14 protein-coding genes are annotated in these 13,668 nt (G+C 69.4%); 10 read left to right on the top strand and 4 right to left on the bottom strand.

All coding sequences use genetic code 11. The annotated features are described in order from the left end of the window. The first annotated feature begins 28 nt into the window (after positions 1–28). Both BN940_RS03610 and BN940_RS03605 read left to right on the top strand, forming a co-directional pair. The gene (locus tag BN940_RS03610; RefSeq protein WP_043680242.1) at positions 29–259 is read left to right on the top strand and encodes a glutaredoxin family protein; all 231 of its coding nucleotides are present in this window, start codon (positions 29–31) and stop codon (positions 257–259) included. Positions 260–263: 4 nt separating this feature from the next. Continuing rightward, entirely contained in the window at positions 264–1,436 is a 1,173-nt protein-coding gene (locus BN940_RS03605; protein ID WP_043680239.1) for a fumarylacetoacetate hydrolase family protein, read from the top strand. A gap of 109 nt (positions 1,437–1,545) precedes the next feature. Here BN940_RS03605 and BN940_RS03600 read toward each other — a convergent pair whose 3' ends face one another. Next, entirely contained in the window at positions 1,546–2,304 is a 759-nt protein-coding gene (locus tag BN940_RS03600; protein WP_052355577.1) for a FadR/GntR family transcriptional regulator, read from the bottom strand. A 172-nt stretch (positions 2,305–2,476) separates the two neighbouring features. On the opposite strand from BN940_RS03600, the gene BN940_RS03595 reads away from it, so the two are divergent. Genes BN940_RS03595 through BN940_RS03575 form a run of 5 tightly spaced genes read left to right on the top strand, consistent with a single transcriptional unit; the run spans position 2,477 to position 6,758 of the window. Next, positions 2,477–3,160 (top strand): amino acid ABC transporter permease, encoded by a 684-nt coding sequence (locus BN940_RS03595; RefSeq protein ID WP_043680236.1) that lies wholly within the window; start codon positions 2,477–2,479, stop codon positions 3,158–3,160. A 10-nt stretch (positions 3,161–3,170) separates the two neighbouring features. Then, positions 3,171–3,818: an amino acid ABC transporter permease gene (locus tag BN940_RS03590; RefSeq protein ID WP_043680233.1), complete on the top strand. Its 648-nt coding sequence runs from the start codon at positions 3,171–3,173 to the stop codon at positions 3,816–3,818. Between the two features lie 31 nt (positions 3,819–3,849). Then, positions 3,850–4,584: an amino acid ABC transporter ATP-binding protein gene (locus BN940_RS03585; RefSeq protein ID WP_043680230.1), complete on the top strand. Its 735-nt coding sequence runs from the start codon at positions 3,850–3,852 to the stop codon at positions 4,582–4,584. 49 nt (positions 4,585–4,633) lie between these two features. After that, entirely contained in the window at positions 4,634–5,458 is an 825-nt protein-coding gene (locus tag BN940_RS03580; protein ID WP_052355576.1) for a transporter substrate-binding domain-containing protein, read from the top strand. Positions 5,459–5,471: 13 nt separating this feature from the next. Further along, positions 5,472–6,758, top strand: a complete 1,287-nt coding sequence (locus BN940_RS03575) for an L-fuconate dehydratase (RefSeq protein ID WP_043680229.1) — start codon at positions 5,472–5,474, stop codon at positions 6,756–6,758. Positions 6,759–6,845: 87 nt separating this feature from the next. On the opposite strand, the gene BN940_RS03570 is transcribed toward BN940_RS03575, so the two are convergent. Together BN940_RS03570 and BN940_RS03565 are read right to left on the bottom strand one after the other, a co-directional pair. After that, complete coding sequence (locus tag BN940_RS03570; protein ID WP_043680226.1) at positions 6,846–7,703, bottom strand: fumarylacetoacetate hydrolase family protein; 858 nt, start codon at positions 7,701–7,703, stop codon at positions 6,846–6,848. A gap of 34 nt (positions 7,704–7,737) precedes the next feature. Further along, on the bottom strand, positions 7,738–8,484 hold the full coding sequence (locus BN940_RS03565) for an SDR family oxidoreductase (protein ID WP_043680224.1): 747 nt from the start codon (positions 8,482–8,484) through the stop codon (positions 7,738–7,740). A 390-nt stretch (positions 8,485–8,874) separates the two neighbouring features. Between BN940_RS03565 and BN940_RS03560 the strand changes: the two genes are divergently transcribed. Together BN940_RS03560 and BN940_RS03555 are read left to right on the top strand one after the other, a co-directional pair. After that, positions 8,875–9,687 (top strand): IclR family transcriptional regulator, encoded by an 813-nt coding sequence (locus tag BN940_RS03560; RefSeq protein ID WP_052355575.1) that lies wholly within the window; start codon positions 8,875–8,877, stop codon positions 9,685–9,687. 294 nt (positions 9,688–9,981) lie between these two features. Then, positions 9,982–10,644 carry an SGNH/GDSL hydrolase family protein gene (locus BN940_RS03555; protein WP_043680221.1) on the top strand — a complete coding sequence of 221 codons (663 nt, stop codon included), beginning with the start codon at positions 9,982–9,984 and terminating at the stop codon, positions 10,642–10,644. 110 nt (positions 10,645–10,754) lie between these two features. On the opposite strand, the gene BN940_RS03550 is transcribed toward BN940_RS03555, so the two are convergent. Continuing rightward, positions 10,755–12,200 carry an NAD-dependent succinate-semialdehyde dehydrogenase gene (locus BN940_RS03550; protein ID WP_043680219.1) on the bottom strand — a complete coding sequence of 482 codons (1,446 nt, stop codon included), beginning with the start codon at positions 12,198–12,200 and terminating at the stop codon, positions 10,755–10,757. A 178-nt stretch (positions 12,201–12,378) separates the two neighbouring features. Here BN940_RS03550 and BN940_RS03545 point away from each other — a divergent pair, with 178 nt between their 5' ends. Continuing rightward, positions 12,379–13,632 carry a PQQ-dependent sugar dehydrogenase gene (locus BN940_RS03545; RefSeq protein ID WP_084330800.1) on the top strand — a complete coding sequence of 418 codons (1,254 nt, stop codon included), beginning with the start codon at positions 12,379–12,381 and terminating at the stop codon, positions 13,630–13,632. The last annotated feature ends 36 nt before the right edge of the window (positions 13,633–13,668 follow it).

Below are 13,668 nucleotides of genomic sequence, written 5' to 3'. Positions count from 1 at the left end.
AACCCCGACCGACAAAAAAGGATCCGACATGGCCATCACCGTCTATTCAAAGCCCAACTGCCCGCAATGCGAACTCACCAAGCGCGACATGGACATCCTGGGCATCGAGTACGAAACCGTGGACCTGACCCAGCGCCAGGACCAGCTCGAACGCCTGATCGGACTGGGCCACCGCGGCGCGCCCGTGATCGAGACCGACCGCGAGACCTGGTCGGGCTACGACCAGGAAAAGATCAAGGGGCTGGTCTCGTACGCCTGATCCCATGCACGACACGCACGGCACTTCCGCGCTGCTTCCGTCCGATGCCGGACAGGCCCTGCTGATCGGACGCATCCATGACCCGCGCGACCAGGGCCCCAGCGTGGTCGCCCTCCGGAACGGCGTCCTGGTCGATCTGACCCATCGGTTCCCCACGGTCTCCGAACTGCTGAACCAGGACGACCCGGCCGCGGCCGTGGCGCGGGCGGCCCCCGCCCGCTGGTCGTTCGACGCGGTGGCGCGCGCCACCCTCGCCGGCGACCGGGACGCGCCGCGCTTCGTGGCGCCCTGCGATCTCCAGGTCATCAAGGCCTGCGGCGTCACGTTCGCCGACAGCATGCTCGAACGCGTCATCGAGGAAAAGGCGGGCGGCAATCCCCAGGACGCCGCCCGCATCCGCGACGGGATCGGCCAGGCGATCGGCGCGGCCATCTCCAGCATCCGTCCCGGTTCCCGGGAAGCCGAGGAAGCGCGCCGGTACCTGGTCCGGGAAGGCCTGTGGTCGCAATACCTGGAAGTCGGCATCGGCCCGGACGCCGAAGTCTTCACCAAGGCCCCGGTGCTGTCGGCCGTGGGCAGCGGCGAGGCGATCGGCATCCTGAAGGCCTCGCAGTGGAACAATCCGGAACCCGAACTGGTCCTGGCGGTGGACGCCGCGGGCCGGATCCGCGGCGCCACGCTGGGCAACGACGTGAACCTGCGGGACATCGAAGGCCGCAGCGCCCTGCTGCTGGGCAAGGCCAAGGACAACAACGCCTCGTGCGCCATCGGCCCCTTCATCCGGCTGTTCGACGCGCGCTTCACCCTGGACGACGCCCGCCGGCTCGAAATCCGCCTGAACGTGACCGGCGAGGACGGCTTCGTCCTGGACGGCCACAGCTCCATCCGCCGGATCAGCCGCGACCTGACGGACCTGGTGGCCCAGACCTGCGGCCGGCATCACCAGTATCCGGACGGCTTCATGCTGTTCACCGGCACCCTGTTCGCCCCCACCGAGGACCGCGACGCGCCCGGCCAGGGCTTCACCCACAAGCCGGGCGACGTCGTGCGCATCGGTTCGCCCCGGCTGGGAACGCTGATCAACCGCGTCACCTACAGCGAAGAGGCGCCGCCCTGGACGGGCGGCATCGCCTGGCTGATGCGCAACCTGGCGCGGCGCGGCCTGCTGTCGGCCTGAAGCCCCGCCGCCCCTCGATGCGGGCGGCCGGTGATCTGGCCCGTCTCGCAGTCCAGGCCGATCAGCGGGCTGGATCGATGGGCCGGGCGCGGCGGGCCCGGCCGGGGCGCTAGCCGATCACGGCCATCAGGCGCGCATGGGCCCGCGTCAGGTGCCGGTACATGGCGGCCTGGGCCTGCAGCGGGTCGCGGGCCGCCACGGCATCGTAGATTTCCTGGTGCTCCTGCACGGCGTCCAGCCAGACCGATTCGGTGTCGAACAGGCGGTGCATGGAGCCGCCGATCGGGGTGTAGCGCTGGTCGAACAGCTCTTCGAGCGTCTGGATCAGCAGGCGGTTGCGGGTCGTGGAGGACAGGGTGACGTGGAACAGGCGGTCGGCGTCGGCCAGGGGCTTGTCCCCGGTGCGGTCGCGCGTGCCGACCGCCCGGCGCATGGCCTCGACGCTGGCGCCCAGCGTCTTGATCTGCTCCCGGGTGATGAAGCGCGCCGCGTGCGCGGCCACCCCGCCTTCGAGGAAATACCGGGTCTGGCTCACGTCCTGCGGACTGTGGCCCATCGGCGCGACGTCGTGGTCGATGCCCGGCACCCGCGCCCCCGCCTCGGCCTCCTCCGCCGGCACGTCGCGCTTCAGGTAGATGCCCGAGCCCACCCGGATCTCGATCTCGCCCCGCAGTTCCAGCACGATCAGGGCCTCGCGCAGGCTGGGCCGGGAGATCCGGAGATGCTGCGCGAGTTCGCGCTCCGACGGCAGGCGCGCGCCCGCCGGAAGGTCCATCCGGCGGATTTCCCGGCGCAGCGCATCGGCCACCTGCATGTAACCCCGCGTGCGGTCCACCACGTGGATCGAAACGTCCGCTGCTTTTTCCATGAGGGATCTCCGCTGCCCCGGCGCACTCCGCCGGCGGCCCCATTTTATCTGGTCTGACCGGTAATACAAAAATCAGGGAAATCCATAACTGGTTTTACCGGTCAGTCCTTTTAGACTAGAAACAGCCATCGAAACCCTTCCCCGGCCGCCCGCCGGCCAGCGAGGCCCGAGCATGACCTATCAATTCGATTTCGGCGCGGTGCTGCAGTACTGGCCCCTGTTCCTCCAGGGGGTGGAAACCACGCTCCTGATGTCGTTCTGGTCCACCGTGGCCGGCTTCGTCATGGGCGTGGGCTGCGCCGTCGCCCGCAGCTCCGGCGGGCCGCTGCTGCGGCGGGCCGTGGGCGCCTACGTCGAAGTCATCCGCAACACGCCCCTCATCATCCAGAGCTACTTCCTGATCTTCGGCCTGTCCAGCGTCGGCTTCACCCTGTCGATCCTGACCGGCGCCATCCTGGCCCTGGTGATCAACATCACCGCCTACACCTGCGAGATCGTGCGCGCCGGGATCGAATCCGTCCCGCGCAGCCAGCGCGAGGCCGGCGAGTGCCTGGGCCTGTCCCCCTTCCAGGTCTACTGGCACATCATCCTCGTGCCGGCGCTGGAGCGCGTCTACCCCGCCCTGACCAGCCAGTTCGTGCTGCTGATGCTGGTGACCAGCCTGCTCTCGGCCGTGGGCACGGAAGACCTGTTCGGCATCTCGGGCAACGTCCAGGCGCTCACCTTCCGCAACTTCGAGGTCTTCATCGTGCTGTGGGCGGTGTACCTGGCCATGTCGGCGCTGGTGCGCGGCGCCTTCGCGCTGGCCGGCAAGTTCCTGTTCGTGCGCAAGCGCAAGCTCGGCACCCTGCTCTGAAGGCCCCGCCATGAACCACGAACAAGTCCTGTATCTGCTCGCCGGCGCCTGGGGCACCGTGCTGCTGTCGGTCCTGACCTTCGCCTGCTCGGCCCTGCTGGGCCTGGCCGTCGCCCTGATGCGCGTGTCCGGCAGCCGGGCCGTCAAGGGCGCCGCCTTCGGCTACATCAACGTCATCCAGGGCACGCCGCTGCTGGTGATCATGGGCATCTGCTTCTACGGCCCCTCGATCCTCGGCGCCGCGGAGACCTCGCCGCTGTTCGCCGCCGTCCTGGCCCTGACGGTCCACGCGGCCGCGTTCCTCGGGGAAATCTGGCGCGGCTGCATCGAATCCGTGCCGCGCAACCAATGGGAAGCCGCCGAATGCCTGGGCCTGAACCGCATCCAGCGCATGTTCAAGGTCATCCTGCCGCAGGCCTTCAAGATCGCCGTGCCGCCCACCGTGGGCTTCATGGTCCAGATCGTCAAGAACACCTCGTTCGCCTCCCTGGTCATCGGCTTCGCCGAACTGTCCTACAACGCCAAGATCCTCAACAACTCGACCTTCAAGCCCTTCCTCTACTTCGGCGCGGCGGCGGTCCTGTACTTCTTCATCTGCTACCCCCTGTCCTGGTACAGCATGCGCCTCGAACGCAGGCTGACCATCGCGCGCAACTGAGAGTCCGGATTCCCGGCCTAGGAGTTTCTTCATGACGGAAGTCGTACGCCTCAGCAACGTCCACAAGCGGTTCGGCGACAACCACGTCCTCAAAGGCATCGACCTCAGCATCCGCAAGGGCGAGATCGTGGCCATCATCGGCCAGAGCGGTTCGGGAAAAAGCACCGCCCTGCGCTGCATGGACCACCTGGAAATCATCGACGAAGGCGAAATCACGGTCTGCGGCCATACCTTCGGCAAGGGCATCTCCAGCACCGACCTGAAACAGCTGCGCCAGGACGTGGGGATCGTGTTCCAGAGCTACAACCTGTTTCCCCACCTGACGGTCGAGCGGAACATCACGCTCGCGCCCCGCTCGGTGCGCAAGCTGCCGGCCGAGCAGGCGCGGAAGATCGCCGCCGACGTGCTCGCCCAGGTCGGGCTGAGCGACAAGGCCGGCTGCTACCCCGAGCAGCTGTCCGGCGGGCAGCAGCAGCGCGTGGCCATCGCCCGCTCGCTCGCCATGGACCCGCAGCTCATGCTGTTCGACGAAGTGACCTCGGCGCTGGACCCGCAGCTCACCGGCGAGGTGCTGCGGGTCATCGAGAAGCTCGCCGCGGGCGGGATGACCATGGTGCTGGTCACCCACGAAATGGCCTTCGCCATGAAGCTCGCCCACCGGGTGATCTTCATGCACGAGGGCAGGATCCACGAACAGGGCGGCGCGGACATCCTGCGCAACCCCCAGACCGCCGAATTGCGGCAGTTCGTCAGCAACGGGCTCTGACCGGCCCAGGCGCCAGGATGGCGCCGACCATTCCCACAGGAGACACATCATGATCACCTCATTCCCCCCGAACCGCGGCATGGCCGCCCTGGCCCTGGGCGCCGCCGCGCTGCTCGCGGCCGCCGCGCCGGCGCACGCCAACACGCTGGAACAGGTCCAGCAGCAGAAGACCCTGCGCGTCGCCATCGACCTCAACGCGCCGCCCTACGGCATGAAGGACGCCAGCCTCAAGGAAACCGGCTCGGACGTCGAGACCGCGCAGCTGCTGGCCAAGGACCTGGGCGTGCGGCTCGAGATCGTGCCCACCACCCAGGCCAACCGCATCCCGTTCCTGCTCACCAACAAGGCCGACGTGGTGATCTCCAGCCTGACGATCACGCCGCAGCGCCAGGAGGTCGTCGATTTCACCATTCCCTACGCGGCCATCCAGTCCGTCATCGCCGCGCCGGAAAGCGAAGCCATCTCGTCGATGAAGGACCTGGCCGGCAAGACCGTGATGACCGCGCGCGGCACGACCAACGACGCCAACGTCACCAGGCTCGCGCCCGCCGGCACGAACATCGTGCGCTTCGAGAACGACGCCACCGCCATGACCGCCGTCACCAGCGGCCGGGGCAACATCTATTCCGGGGCGCCGGCCATCATCGCCTCGCTGAACAAGCAGCTGGCCGAAAACGGCAAGCCGCCGCTGGTCACCAAGGTCGTCATGGCGACTTCCATGCTGGGCATCGGCGTGGCGAAGAACAACCCGCAGCTCCTGGAAAAAATGAACGAGCTGATCCGCAAGACCCTGAAGAGCGGCGAGCTGAACGCCATCTACAGGAAATACCACGGCGCCGATCTGCCGGCCGAGATCGTGGCCGAAGGCAAATGAGGCGGACCGGACCATGACCCTCATCCAATCCATCGAAGTACTGGACGTCCGCTTCCCGACGTCCGCGCATCTGGACGGCTCGGATGCCATGAACCCGGACCCGGACTACTCGGCCGCCTACGCCATCCTGCACACGGACGTCGAGGGACTGGAGGGCCATGGCCTGACCTTCACCATCGGGCGCGGCACGGAAATCTGCTGCGCCGCGATCGAAGCCCTCAAGCCCCGGCTGATCGGCCTGGACCTGGACTGGATCACCGAGGACATGGGCCGCTTCTGGCGCCACATGACCTCGGACAGCCAGCTGCGCTGGATCGGCCCCGACAAGGGCGCCATCCACCTGGCCACCGCCGCGCTGGTCAACGCCGTCTGGGATCTCTGGGCCAAGGCCGAGGGCAAGCCGGTCTGGCGGCTGGTGGCCGACATGACGCCCGAGCAGCTCGTCCGGCTGATCGACTTCCGCTACATCACCGACTGCGTCACGCCGGACGAGGCGCTCGAACTGCTGACGCAGCGGGCCGCCGGCAAGGCCGGGCGTCTGGCGGAGCTGGAGCGCGACGGCTATCCCTGCTACACGACCTCGGCCGGCTGGCTGGGCTACGACGACGACAAGCTGCGCCGCCTGGCCACGCAGGCCGTGCAGGCCGGCTTCTCGCACATCAAGCTCAAGGTGGGGCGCGACCTGGAGGACGACATCCGCCGCGTGCGGATCGCCCGCGAGGTCCTGGGCGACGAGCGCCACCTGATGATCGACGCCAACCAGGTCTGGGAGGTCGATCAGGCCATCCCCTGGCTGGAGCGCCTGGCCTTCGCCAAGCCCTGGTTCATCGAGGAGCCCACCAGCCCGGACGACGTCGCGGGGCACCGGCGCATCCGCCAGGCCCTGCGGGGCCGCATGCAGGTCGCCACCGGCGAGATGTGCCAGAACCGCGTGATGTTCAAGCAGTTCATCATGGAATCGGCGGTGGACGTGGTGCAGATCGACGCCTGCCGGCTCGGCGGCGTCAACGAAGTGCTGGCCGTCATGCTGATGGCCGCCCGGCATGGCCTGAAGGTCTGCCCCCATGCCGGCGGCGTGGGCCTGTGCGAATACGTCCAGCACCTGTCGATGATCGACTACCTGTGCTTCGCCGCCACCAAGGAAGGCCGCGTCATCGAATACGTGGACCACCTGCACGAGCACTTCGTCGATCCCTGCCGGATCCGGCGGGCCGCCTACATGCCGCCCACCCGGCCCGGCTATTCGATCGAGATGAAGCGGGACTCCCTGGAGCGCTACCGCTTCCGTCCCGCCCCGTGAGCCGGGCCGTGAGCCGCACTGGCGCCGCCGGCCCGCCCGGCCCCGGCGGGATCGGCGGGACCGGCCCCGCGATCGCCGGCGGGCCGCTCAGTCGAGCTGCGCCGCATCCCAGGCCAGCACCCGCTGGCATTGTTCGCCCAGGCCCTCGATGCCGAGCCGGACCGTGTCGCCCGGCTTGAGATAGACCGGCGGCTTCTGCCCGAGCCCGACGCCCGGAGGCGTGCCCGTGGAGATGATGTCCCCCGGGTACAGGGTCGTGAAGCGGCTGATGTAATGCACCAGCGTGGCCACGTCGAAGATCATGGTCCGGCTGCTGCCGTCCTGGTAGCGCTTGCCGTTGACTTCCAGCCACATGGCCAGGTTCTGCGGATCGGCGATTTCATCGGCGGTCACCAGCCAGGGGCCCACGGGCCCGAAGGTGTCGCAGCCCTTGCCCTTGTCCCAGGTGCCGCCGCGCTCCAGCTGGTATTCGCGCTCGGACACGTCGTTGATGACGCAGTAGCCGGCCACGTGCGACAGCGCATCCCCCTTGGACACGTAGCGCGCCTTGCTGCCGATCACCACGCCCAGCTCGACTTCCCAGTCGGTCTTGACCGAGCCCTGGGGCAGGACGATGGGATCGTTGGCCCCCGAGGGGCGCGACCACTTGTTGAACAGCACAGGCTCCGCGGGCACCTCGGCGCCGGTCTCGGCGGCGTGGTCGCTGTAGTTCAGGCCCACGCAGAGGAACTTGCCCGGGCCGCGGAACGGCACGCCGATCCGGCCCGGGGCCTCGACCAGCGGCAGCGATGCCGGATCGACCGCCCGCAGGGCGGCCAGCGCGGCGGGCCGCAGGGTCTCGGCCGTGATGTCGTCGATGACGGGAGACAGATCGCGGATGCGGCCCTGGGCATCGACCAGAGCCGGTTTTTCCTGGCCCACCGGGCCGTGGCGCAACAGTTTCATTCGAATCCTCCTGGAATGGCGGTGGCGGGGAACGTCAGTTGACCCAGCCGCCGTCGATGATGTGGATGGCGCCGGTCGTATAGCCGGACTCGTCGCCGGCCAGGTAGACGGCCAGCGCGGCGATTTCCTCGGGGGTGCCCAGGCGGCCGATCGGCTGGCGCGCCACGAAGGCGTCGCGCACCTGGTCGAGGGAGGCGGTCTGCGCCTGCGCCTGCTCCCGCATGCGGTCGCGCAGCGACGGCGATTCGACCGTGCCCGGGCAGATGGCGTTGCAGCGGATGCCCCGGCCCACGAAGTCGGCGGCGATGGCCTTGCTCAGGCCGATGACCGCCGCCTTGGTCGTGCCGTACACGAAGCGGTTGGGCACCCCCTTGACGCTGGAGGCGACCGACGAGACATTGACGATGGAGCCCGCGCCCTTGTCGAGCATGCCCGGCAGCACGGCGCGGCACATTTCATACATGGACGTGACGTTCAGCCCGAACGAGAAATCCCAGGCCGCGCGGCTGCATTCGAGGATGGAGCCGCTGTCCACGTAGCCGGCGCAGTTGAAGAGCACGTCGACCGGGCCGACTTCGGCCACCAGCGCGGCGATGGCCGCCGCATCCGTGACGTCGAGCCTGCGCGTCTCGCAGCCGGCCAGCGCGCGCAGCGCATCTTCGTCGATGTCGGTGGCGATGACACGGGCGCCCTCGCCCAGGAAGCGCTGCGCCGTGGCCTTGCCGATGCCATTGCCCGCTGCGGTGACGAGCGCGGTTTTCCCGGAAAGACGACCTGCCATTGTTCATGCTCCTTGTCGTGCGAGCCGGACGGCCCCAGGCACGTCCCTGGATCGGGCGGCCGGCTCGGTGAGTGGTGAGAGGCGGAACCCATTTCCTCTTATGAAAATGGATTTCTTATTTGAATCAGACTCTATGTTCATCGATGGGCCGTTTGTTGACAACGAGATCAGTCTGTTTTCCGTTCGGTGTTTACCCTATAAAACGTAAATTTTCAGGAAAAATGACGTTAAATGAGGTTTCTTGTTTTCTATATGAACTTATAATTTTTCTGGTAAAACAAGATGACTGCTTGCCGATGACTGCTTGCCGATGACCGATACGGCTGCCGCCAGGAACGCCGCATGAAGGCCATGCGGCGGCCCCCTGTTCAACCGGGAACGACGCCTCCAATGGACATGACCGACCCGCCGGACGATCCGGCCCCCGCCGGGGAAACCGTGCGCTACAGTGCCCCCGCCCTGGACAAGGGGCTGGACATCCTGGAAGTCCTCAGCAGGACGGCCGAAGGCTGCACGCTGAAGGAACTGGCCGACGCCCTGAACCGCAACGTCAGCCAGATCTTCCGCATGGTGGTGGCCCTGCACCGGCGCGGCTACATCCAGTCCGACGCCAACGACCGCTACACGCTCACGCTGAAGATGTTCTGCCTGGCGCACCGCCAGCCGCCCCTCAAGCGCATGATCCAGACGGCGCTGCCGCTGCTCGACGAACTGGCGCAACGGGCGCGCCAGTCCTGCCACCTGGCCGTGTACGAACGCGGCTGCAGCGTGGTCGTCGCCCAGGTCGACAGCCCCGAGCGCTGGTCCTTCGGGCTGAAGACCGGCGCGTTCATGGGGCTGACGGACACCTCCTCGGGGCACATCCTGCTGGCCTACCAGGACGAGATCGGCCGCGCCCGCATGCTGCGCAACCATATCAAGGTCGATGGCGAGCTCGACATGGACCCCGGCCACCTGCTGTCCCTGCTCGCCGACGTGCGGCGCGCGGGCTGCTCGGTGATGCCCAGCAAGCAGATCCAGGGCGTCACCAACATCGCCTTCCCCGTGCACGGCCTGAACCACAAGGTGGTGGCCGCCATCAACGTGCCGTACATCGCGCGCATCGACGCGGCCGCCACGCCATCCATCGAAGAGGTCAAGCGCATCCAGGCCGACATCTGCGCGCGCCTGTCGCGGCGGCTGGGGGCCGACGAAGACGCCTGAGCGGCCCGCTGCGCGCACGCCCGGCGTTCTGGTGGTCCGGCGGTCCGCGTTCTGGCGGTCCGCGTTCTGGCGGTCCGCGTTCTGGCGGCCGGTGATCTGACGGCCGATGATCTGGCGGCTGGTGATCTGGCGGCCGGTGGTCTGGCGGCCGGTGGTCTGGCGGCCGGCGGGGATCGGCGCCATAATGCGAGCCAGCGGTTCCGCAAGGCCGGCCGCAGGCGGCCCTCCTCGCCCGCTCGTCCGCGCAGACGCGCCTCCCCGGGCGGGCAGACTCACTCCGAAGGAAATCCCGACATGGTGACCACCCTACTCGCCGGCCTGTCCATCCTCGTCATCGGCGACAGCCATCTGATCAGCGCGGGCAATCTCATCGACTCGCTGCACATGGGGCTGGAAGGCAAGGGCGCCAGGGTCCACACCGTGGGGGCCTGCGGCACCGAGCCGAGCGACTGGCTGGCGCCCGTCAAGAGCACCTGCGGGGCGGCCGAGCGCGTCGGCAAGGGGCCGGTGAAAATCCTCGCGGCCGGTGCCGAGATCCCTTCCATCCAGACCCTGCTGGCCCGCGAAAAGCCGCGGCTGCTGCTCATCGTCATGGGCGACACCCTGGCCTCGTACCCGAAGCCCAGCTTTCCCAAGGCCTGGGCCTGGCAGCAGGTCAACGCCCTGACCAAGGCCGTGTCGGCCACCGGCACCGCCTGTCTGTGGATCGGTCCGGCCTGGGGCCAGGACGGCGGCAAGTATGGCAAGACCGACGCCCGCGTGAAGCTCGTCTCGGCGTTCCTCGCCGGCAACGTGGCCCCCTGCGGCTACATCGACTCGCTGAAGCTGTCCAAGCCCGGCGCCTGGACCACGGTGGACGGCGTGCACTTCAACCGGGCCGGCTACGCGGCCTGGGGACACGCCCTGACGCAGCAGCTCGAACAGTCCCCCGTGCTCAAGACCCTCGAAAAGCGCTGAATCCCTGGATCGGGCGACCCGGGCGACGACCGCGCGGTCCGCTGTCCGCACGGCCCGTCGTGCGCGCGGCCCGGCGGCCGAAGCGCGCCCGGCCCGCGCCGGGCAAGGCCTCAGACCCCCACCGCCGACACCGCCTTGGTGTTCAGGTAGGCCTCCAGCGCCTCGGGGCCGCCTTCCGTGCCGTAGCCCGAATCCTTGACCCCGCCGAAGGGCAGCTCGGCCGAGGGCGTGGCCGGCTGGTTGATCCACAGCATGCCGGCCTCGACCCGGCTCATCAGCTGCTGCGCGTTGCGCAGCGAACGGGTGAAGGCATAGGCGGCCAGGCCGTAGGACAGGCGGTTGGCCTCGGCGATGGCCTCGTCCAGGCGGTCGAAGGCGCGGATGCCCGCCACCGGGCCGAAGGGCTCGTTGTTGAACAGGTCGGCCTCGGTGGTGAGCCCGGCGATGATGGTCGGGGCGAAGAAATTGCCCGCCTCGCCGACGCGCGCGCCGCCCGTCAGGACCTCGGCGCCGCGCCGGCGGGCGTCCTCGACCACCTTGTCCATGGCGGCGATGCGGCGCGCATTGGCCAGCGGCCCGAGGGTGGTGCCTTCGGCCAGGCCGTCGCCCAGCTTGAGGGACTCGGCGCGGCGCACGAAGGCGCGGGTGAATTCGTCGACCAGGCTGCTGTGCACCAGGAAGCGCGTGGGCGAGATGCAGACCTGCCCGGCGTTGCGGAACTTGCTGGCGGCGGAGATCTTGACCGCCAGCTCGACGTCGGCGTCCTCGGCGACGATCACCGGCGCATGGCCGCCCAGTTCCATGGAAACCCGCTTCATGTGGGCGCCCGCCAGCGCGGCCAGCTGCTTGCCGACCGGCGTGGAGCCGGTGAAGGTGACCTTGCGGATGACCGGGTGCGGGATCAGGTAGCCGGAGATTTCCGCCGGGTTGCCGTACACCAGGCCCGCCACGCCGGGCGGCAGGCCGGCGTCCACGAAGGCCTGCAGCAGCGCGGCCGGCGAGGCCGGGGTTTCCTCCGGCGCCTTGCACAGGAAGGAGCAGCCGGTCGCCAGCGCGGCGGCCAGCTTGCGCACCACCTGATTGATGGGGAAATTCCAGGGCGTGAAGGCGGCCACCGGCCCCACGGGCTCCTTGATGACCAGCTGCAGGGCCGAGAGATTGCGCGACGGCACGATGCGGCCGTACACCCGCAGCGCCTCGTCGGCGAACCATTCGATGATCGTGGCGCCGGCCAGGGTCTCGGCCCGCGCCTCGGCGAGCGGCTTGCCCTGCTCCAGGGTCAGCAGGCGGGCGACGTCCTCCGCGCGCTCGCGCAGCAGGCCGGCCGCGCGGCGCATCACGGCGGCGCGGTCGTGCGCCGAGGTGTCGCGCCAGGTCTCGAAGCCCCGCTGGGCGGCGGCCAGCGCGCGGTCCAGGTCGGGGACGCCGGCGTGGGCCACCCGGCCGATTACCTGGCCGTTGGCCGGGTTGAGCACGTCGAGCGTCCGGCCGTCGGCCGCATCGACCCATTGGTTGTCGATCAGGAGCCGGGTATCGGGATAGGCAGGGGTCGTCATCGCGGAAGTCGTCATCGTTCGGAACCGGTGGATTGAAGGGGGAAGGGGACGGGATGCCGTCCGTTCAATCGAGTATAGCCCCCCGACGGCCCCCGGCGCGGCCTCTTGATGCCGGCCCGCGCGCCGACTATAAAACTGGAATGGACACCCGGCCGGACGCCCTCCGAAAGGCATGCACATGACACGTTTTTCCGCCCTCCCCGCCGCGCTCGCGCTGGCCGCGCTGCTGGCCGCGGCGGCGCCCGCCGCACGCTGCGCCGCGCCGCAGGGCGCCGGCCCCCGCGGCGCGGCTCCGGAAAGAGCATCCCCGGACCAGGCCGCCTCCAAAAGCGCCGCCCCGGAAAACGCCGCCCCGGAAAACGCCGCCGCACAAAACGCCGGCCCCCTGCCGGCGCAGGCCGACGCCCCGTTCGCGGTCCGGCGGATCGCCGCCTTCGACCGCCCCTGGGCGATCGCCTTCCTGCCCGACGGGCGCCTGGTCCTCACCGAAAAGGCCGGCCGCATGTTCCTCGTCACGCAGGCCGGCGCCAAAACCGCCATCGACGGCGTGCCGGCGGCCTACGACCGGGGCCAGAACGGCATGCTGGACGTGGCCCCCTCGCCGGACTTCGCCCGCGACCGCCTGCTCTATTTCACCCGCGTGGCGCCCGAAAAGGGCGGCGGCGCGCTGATCCTGGCCCGCGCCCGGCTGGACGAATCCGGCGGCCGCGCGCGGCTGAGCGAGCTGACGACCCTGTGGCGCCAGCGGCCCGCCAGCCGGGGCGGCCAGCCCGGCGGCATCATCGCCTTCTCGCCCGACGGCCGCCATCTCTTCCTGACCGTCGGCGACCGGATGGAGCCCGACACCGCCCAGGACCCCGAGGCCGCGCGGGGCAAGATCCTGCGCCTGAACCCGGACGGCTCCGCGCCGCCGGACAACCCCATGGCGGGGCAGGCCGGCATCCGCGCCCTGACCTGGAGCACGGGCCACCGCAACGCCTACGGCCTGGCCTTCGCGCCCGACGGCACGCTCTGGGAACACGAAATGGGACCGCGCGGCGGCGACGAGCTGAACCGCATCCGGCCCGGCGGCAACTACGGCTGGCCGGAAGTCTCGAACGGCGACCAGTACAGCGGCTGGCCCATCCCCCGGCACGCCACCCGCCCCGAATTCGACGCGCCCAGCCTCTACTGGACCCCGGTGATCGCCCCGGCCGGCCTGGCGTTCTACCGGGGGACGGCATTCCCCGCCTGGCAGGGCTCGGCCCTGATCGGCGGCCTGCGCGCCGAAGGCCTGGTGCGGGTGGCGTTCGGCAAGGACGGCGTCCCCCGCCAGGCGGACCGCTGGTCGCTGGACCGGCGCATCCGCGACGTGGCGGTGGCCGCCGACGGCGCGGTCTGGCTGATCGAGGACGGCTCCGGCGCGGGCTTGCTGCGGCTCACGGCGAAATGAACGGGCGCCGCCCCGGACGCCGCCGGATCCGCGCGG

This window comes from Castellaniella defragrans 65Phen, assembly GCF_000612685.1.
GTDB lineage: Bacteria > Pseudomonadota > Gammaproteobacteria > Burkholderiales > Burkholderiaceae_B > Castellaniella > Castellaniella defragrans.
This window is presented reverse-complemented; position numbering and strand designations above follow the sequence as displayed.

What these genes read in the sequence shown, in the direction of transcription:
- BN940_RS03585 (WP_043680230.1), top strand. Translation starts at nt 3,850, where the DNA reads ATGACGGAAGTCGTACGCCTCAGCAACGTCCACAAGCGGTTCGGCGAC.
- BN940_RS03570 (WP_043680226.1), bottom strand. Translation starts at nt 7,703, where the DNA reads ATGAAACTGTTGCGCCACGGCCCGGTGGGCCAGGAAAAACCGGCTCTG.
- BN940_RS03565 (WP_043680224.1), bottom strand. Translation starts at nt 8,484, where the DNA reads ATGGCAGGTCGTCTTTCCGGGAAAACCGCGCTCGTCACCGCAGCGGGC.
- BN940_RS03545 (WP_084330800.1), top strand. Translation starts at nt 12,379, where the DNA reads ATGACACGTTTTTCCGCCCTCCCCGCCGCGCTCGCGCTGGCCGCGCTG.
- BN940_RS03610 (WP_043680242.1), top strand. Translation starts at nt 29, where the DNA reads ATGGCCATCACCGTCTATTCAAAGCCCAACTGCCCGCAATGCGAACTC.
- BN940_RS03550 (WP_043680219.1), bottom strand. Translation starts at nt 12,200, where the DNA reads ATGACGACCCCTGCCTATCCCGATACCCGGCTCCTGATCGACAACCAA.
- BN940_RS03605 (WP_043680239.1), top strand. Translation starts at nt 264, where the DNA reads ATGCACGACACGCACGGCACTTCCGCGCTGCTTCCGTCCGATGCCGGA.
- BN940_RS03575 (WP_043680229.1), top strand. Translation starts at nt 5,472, where the DNA reads ATGACCCTCATCCAATCCATCGAAGTACTGGACGTCCGCTTCCCGACG.
- BN940_RS03555 (WP_043680221.1), top strand. Translation starts at nt 9,982, where the DNA reads ATGGTGACCACCCTACTCGCCGGCCTGTCCATCCTCGTCATCGGCGAC.
- BN940_RS03600 (WP_052355577.1), bottom strand. Translation starts at nt 2,304, where the DNA reads ATGGAAAAAGCAGCGGACGTTTCGATCCACGTGGTGGACCGCACGCGG.
- BN940_RS03560 (WP_052355575.1), top strand. Translation starts at nt 8,875, where the DNA reads ATGGACATGACCGACCCGCCGGACGATCCGGCCCCCGCCGGGGAAACC.
- BN940_RS03580 (WP_052355576.1), top strand. Translation starts at nt 4,634, where the DNA reads ATGATCACCTCATTCCCCCCGAACCGCGGCATGGCCGCCCTGGCCCTG.
- BN940_RS03590 (WP_043680233.1), top strand. Translation starts at nt 3,171, where the DNA reads ATGAACCACGAACAAGTCCTGTATCTGCTCGCCGGCGCCTGGGGCACC.
- BN940_RS03595 (WP_043680236.1), top strand. Translation starts at nt 2,477, where the DNA reads ATGACCTATCAATTCGATTTCGGCGCGGTGCTGCAGTACTGGCCCCTG.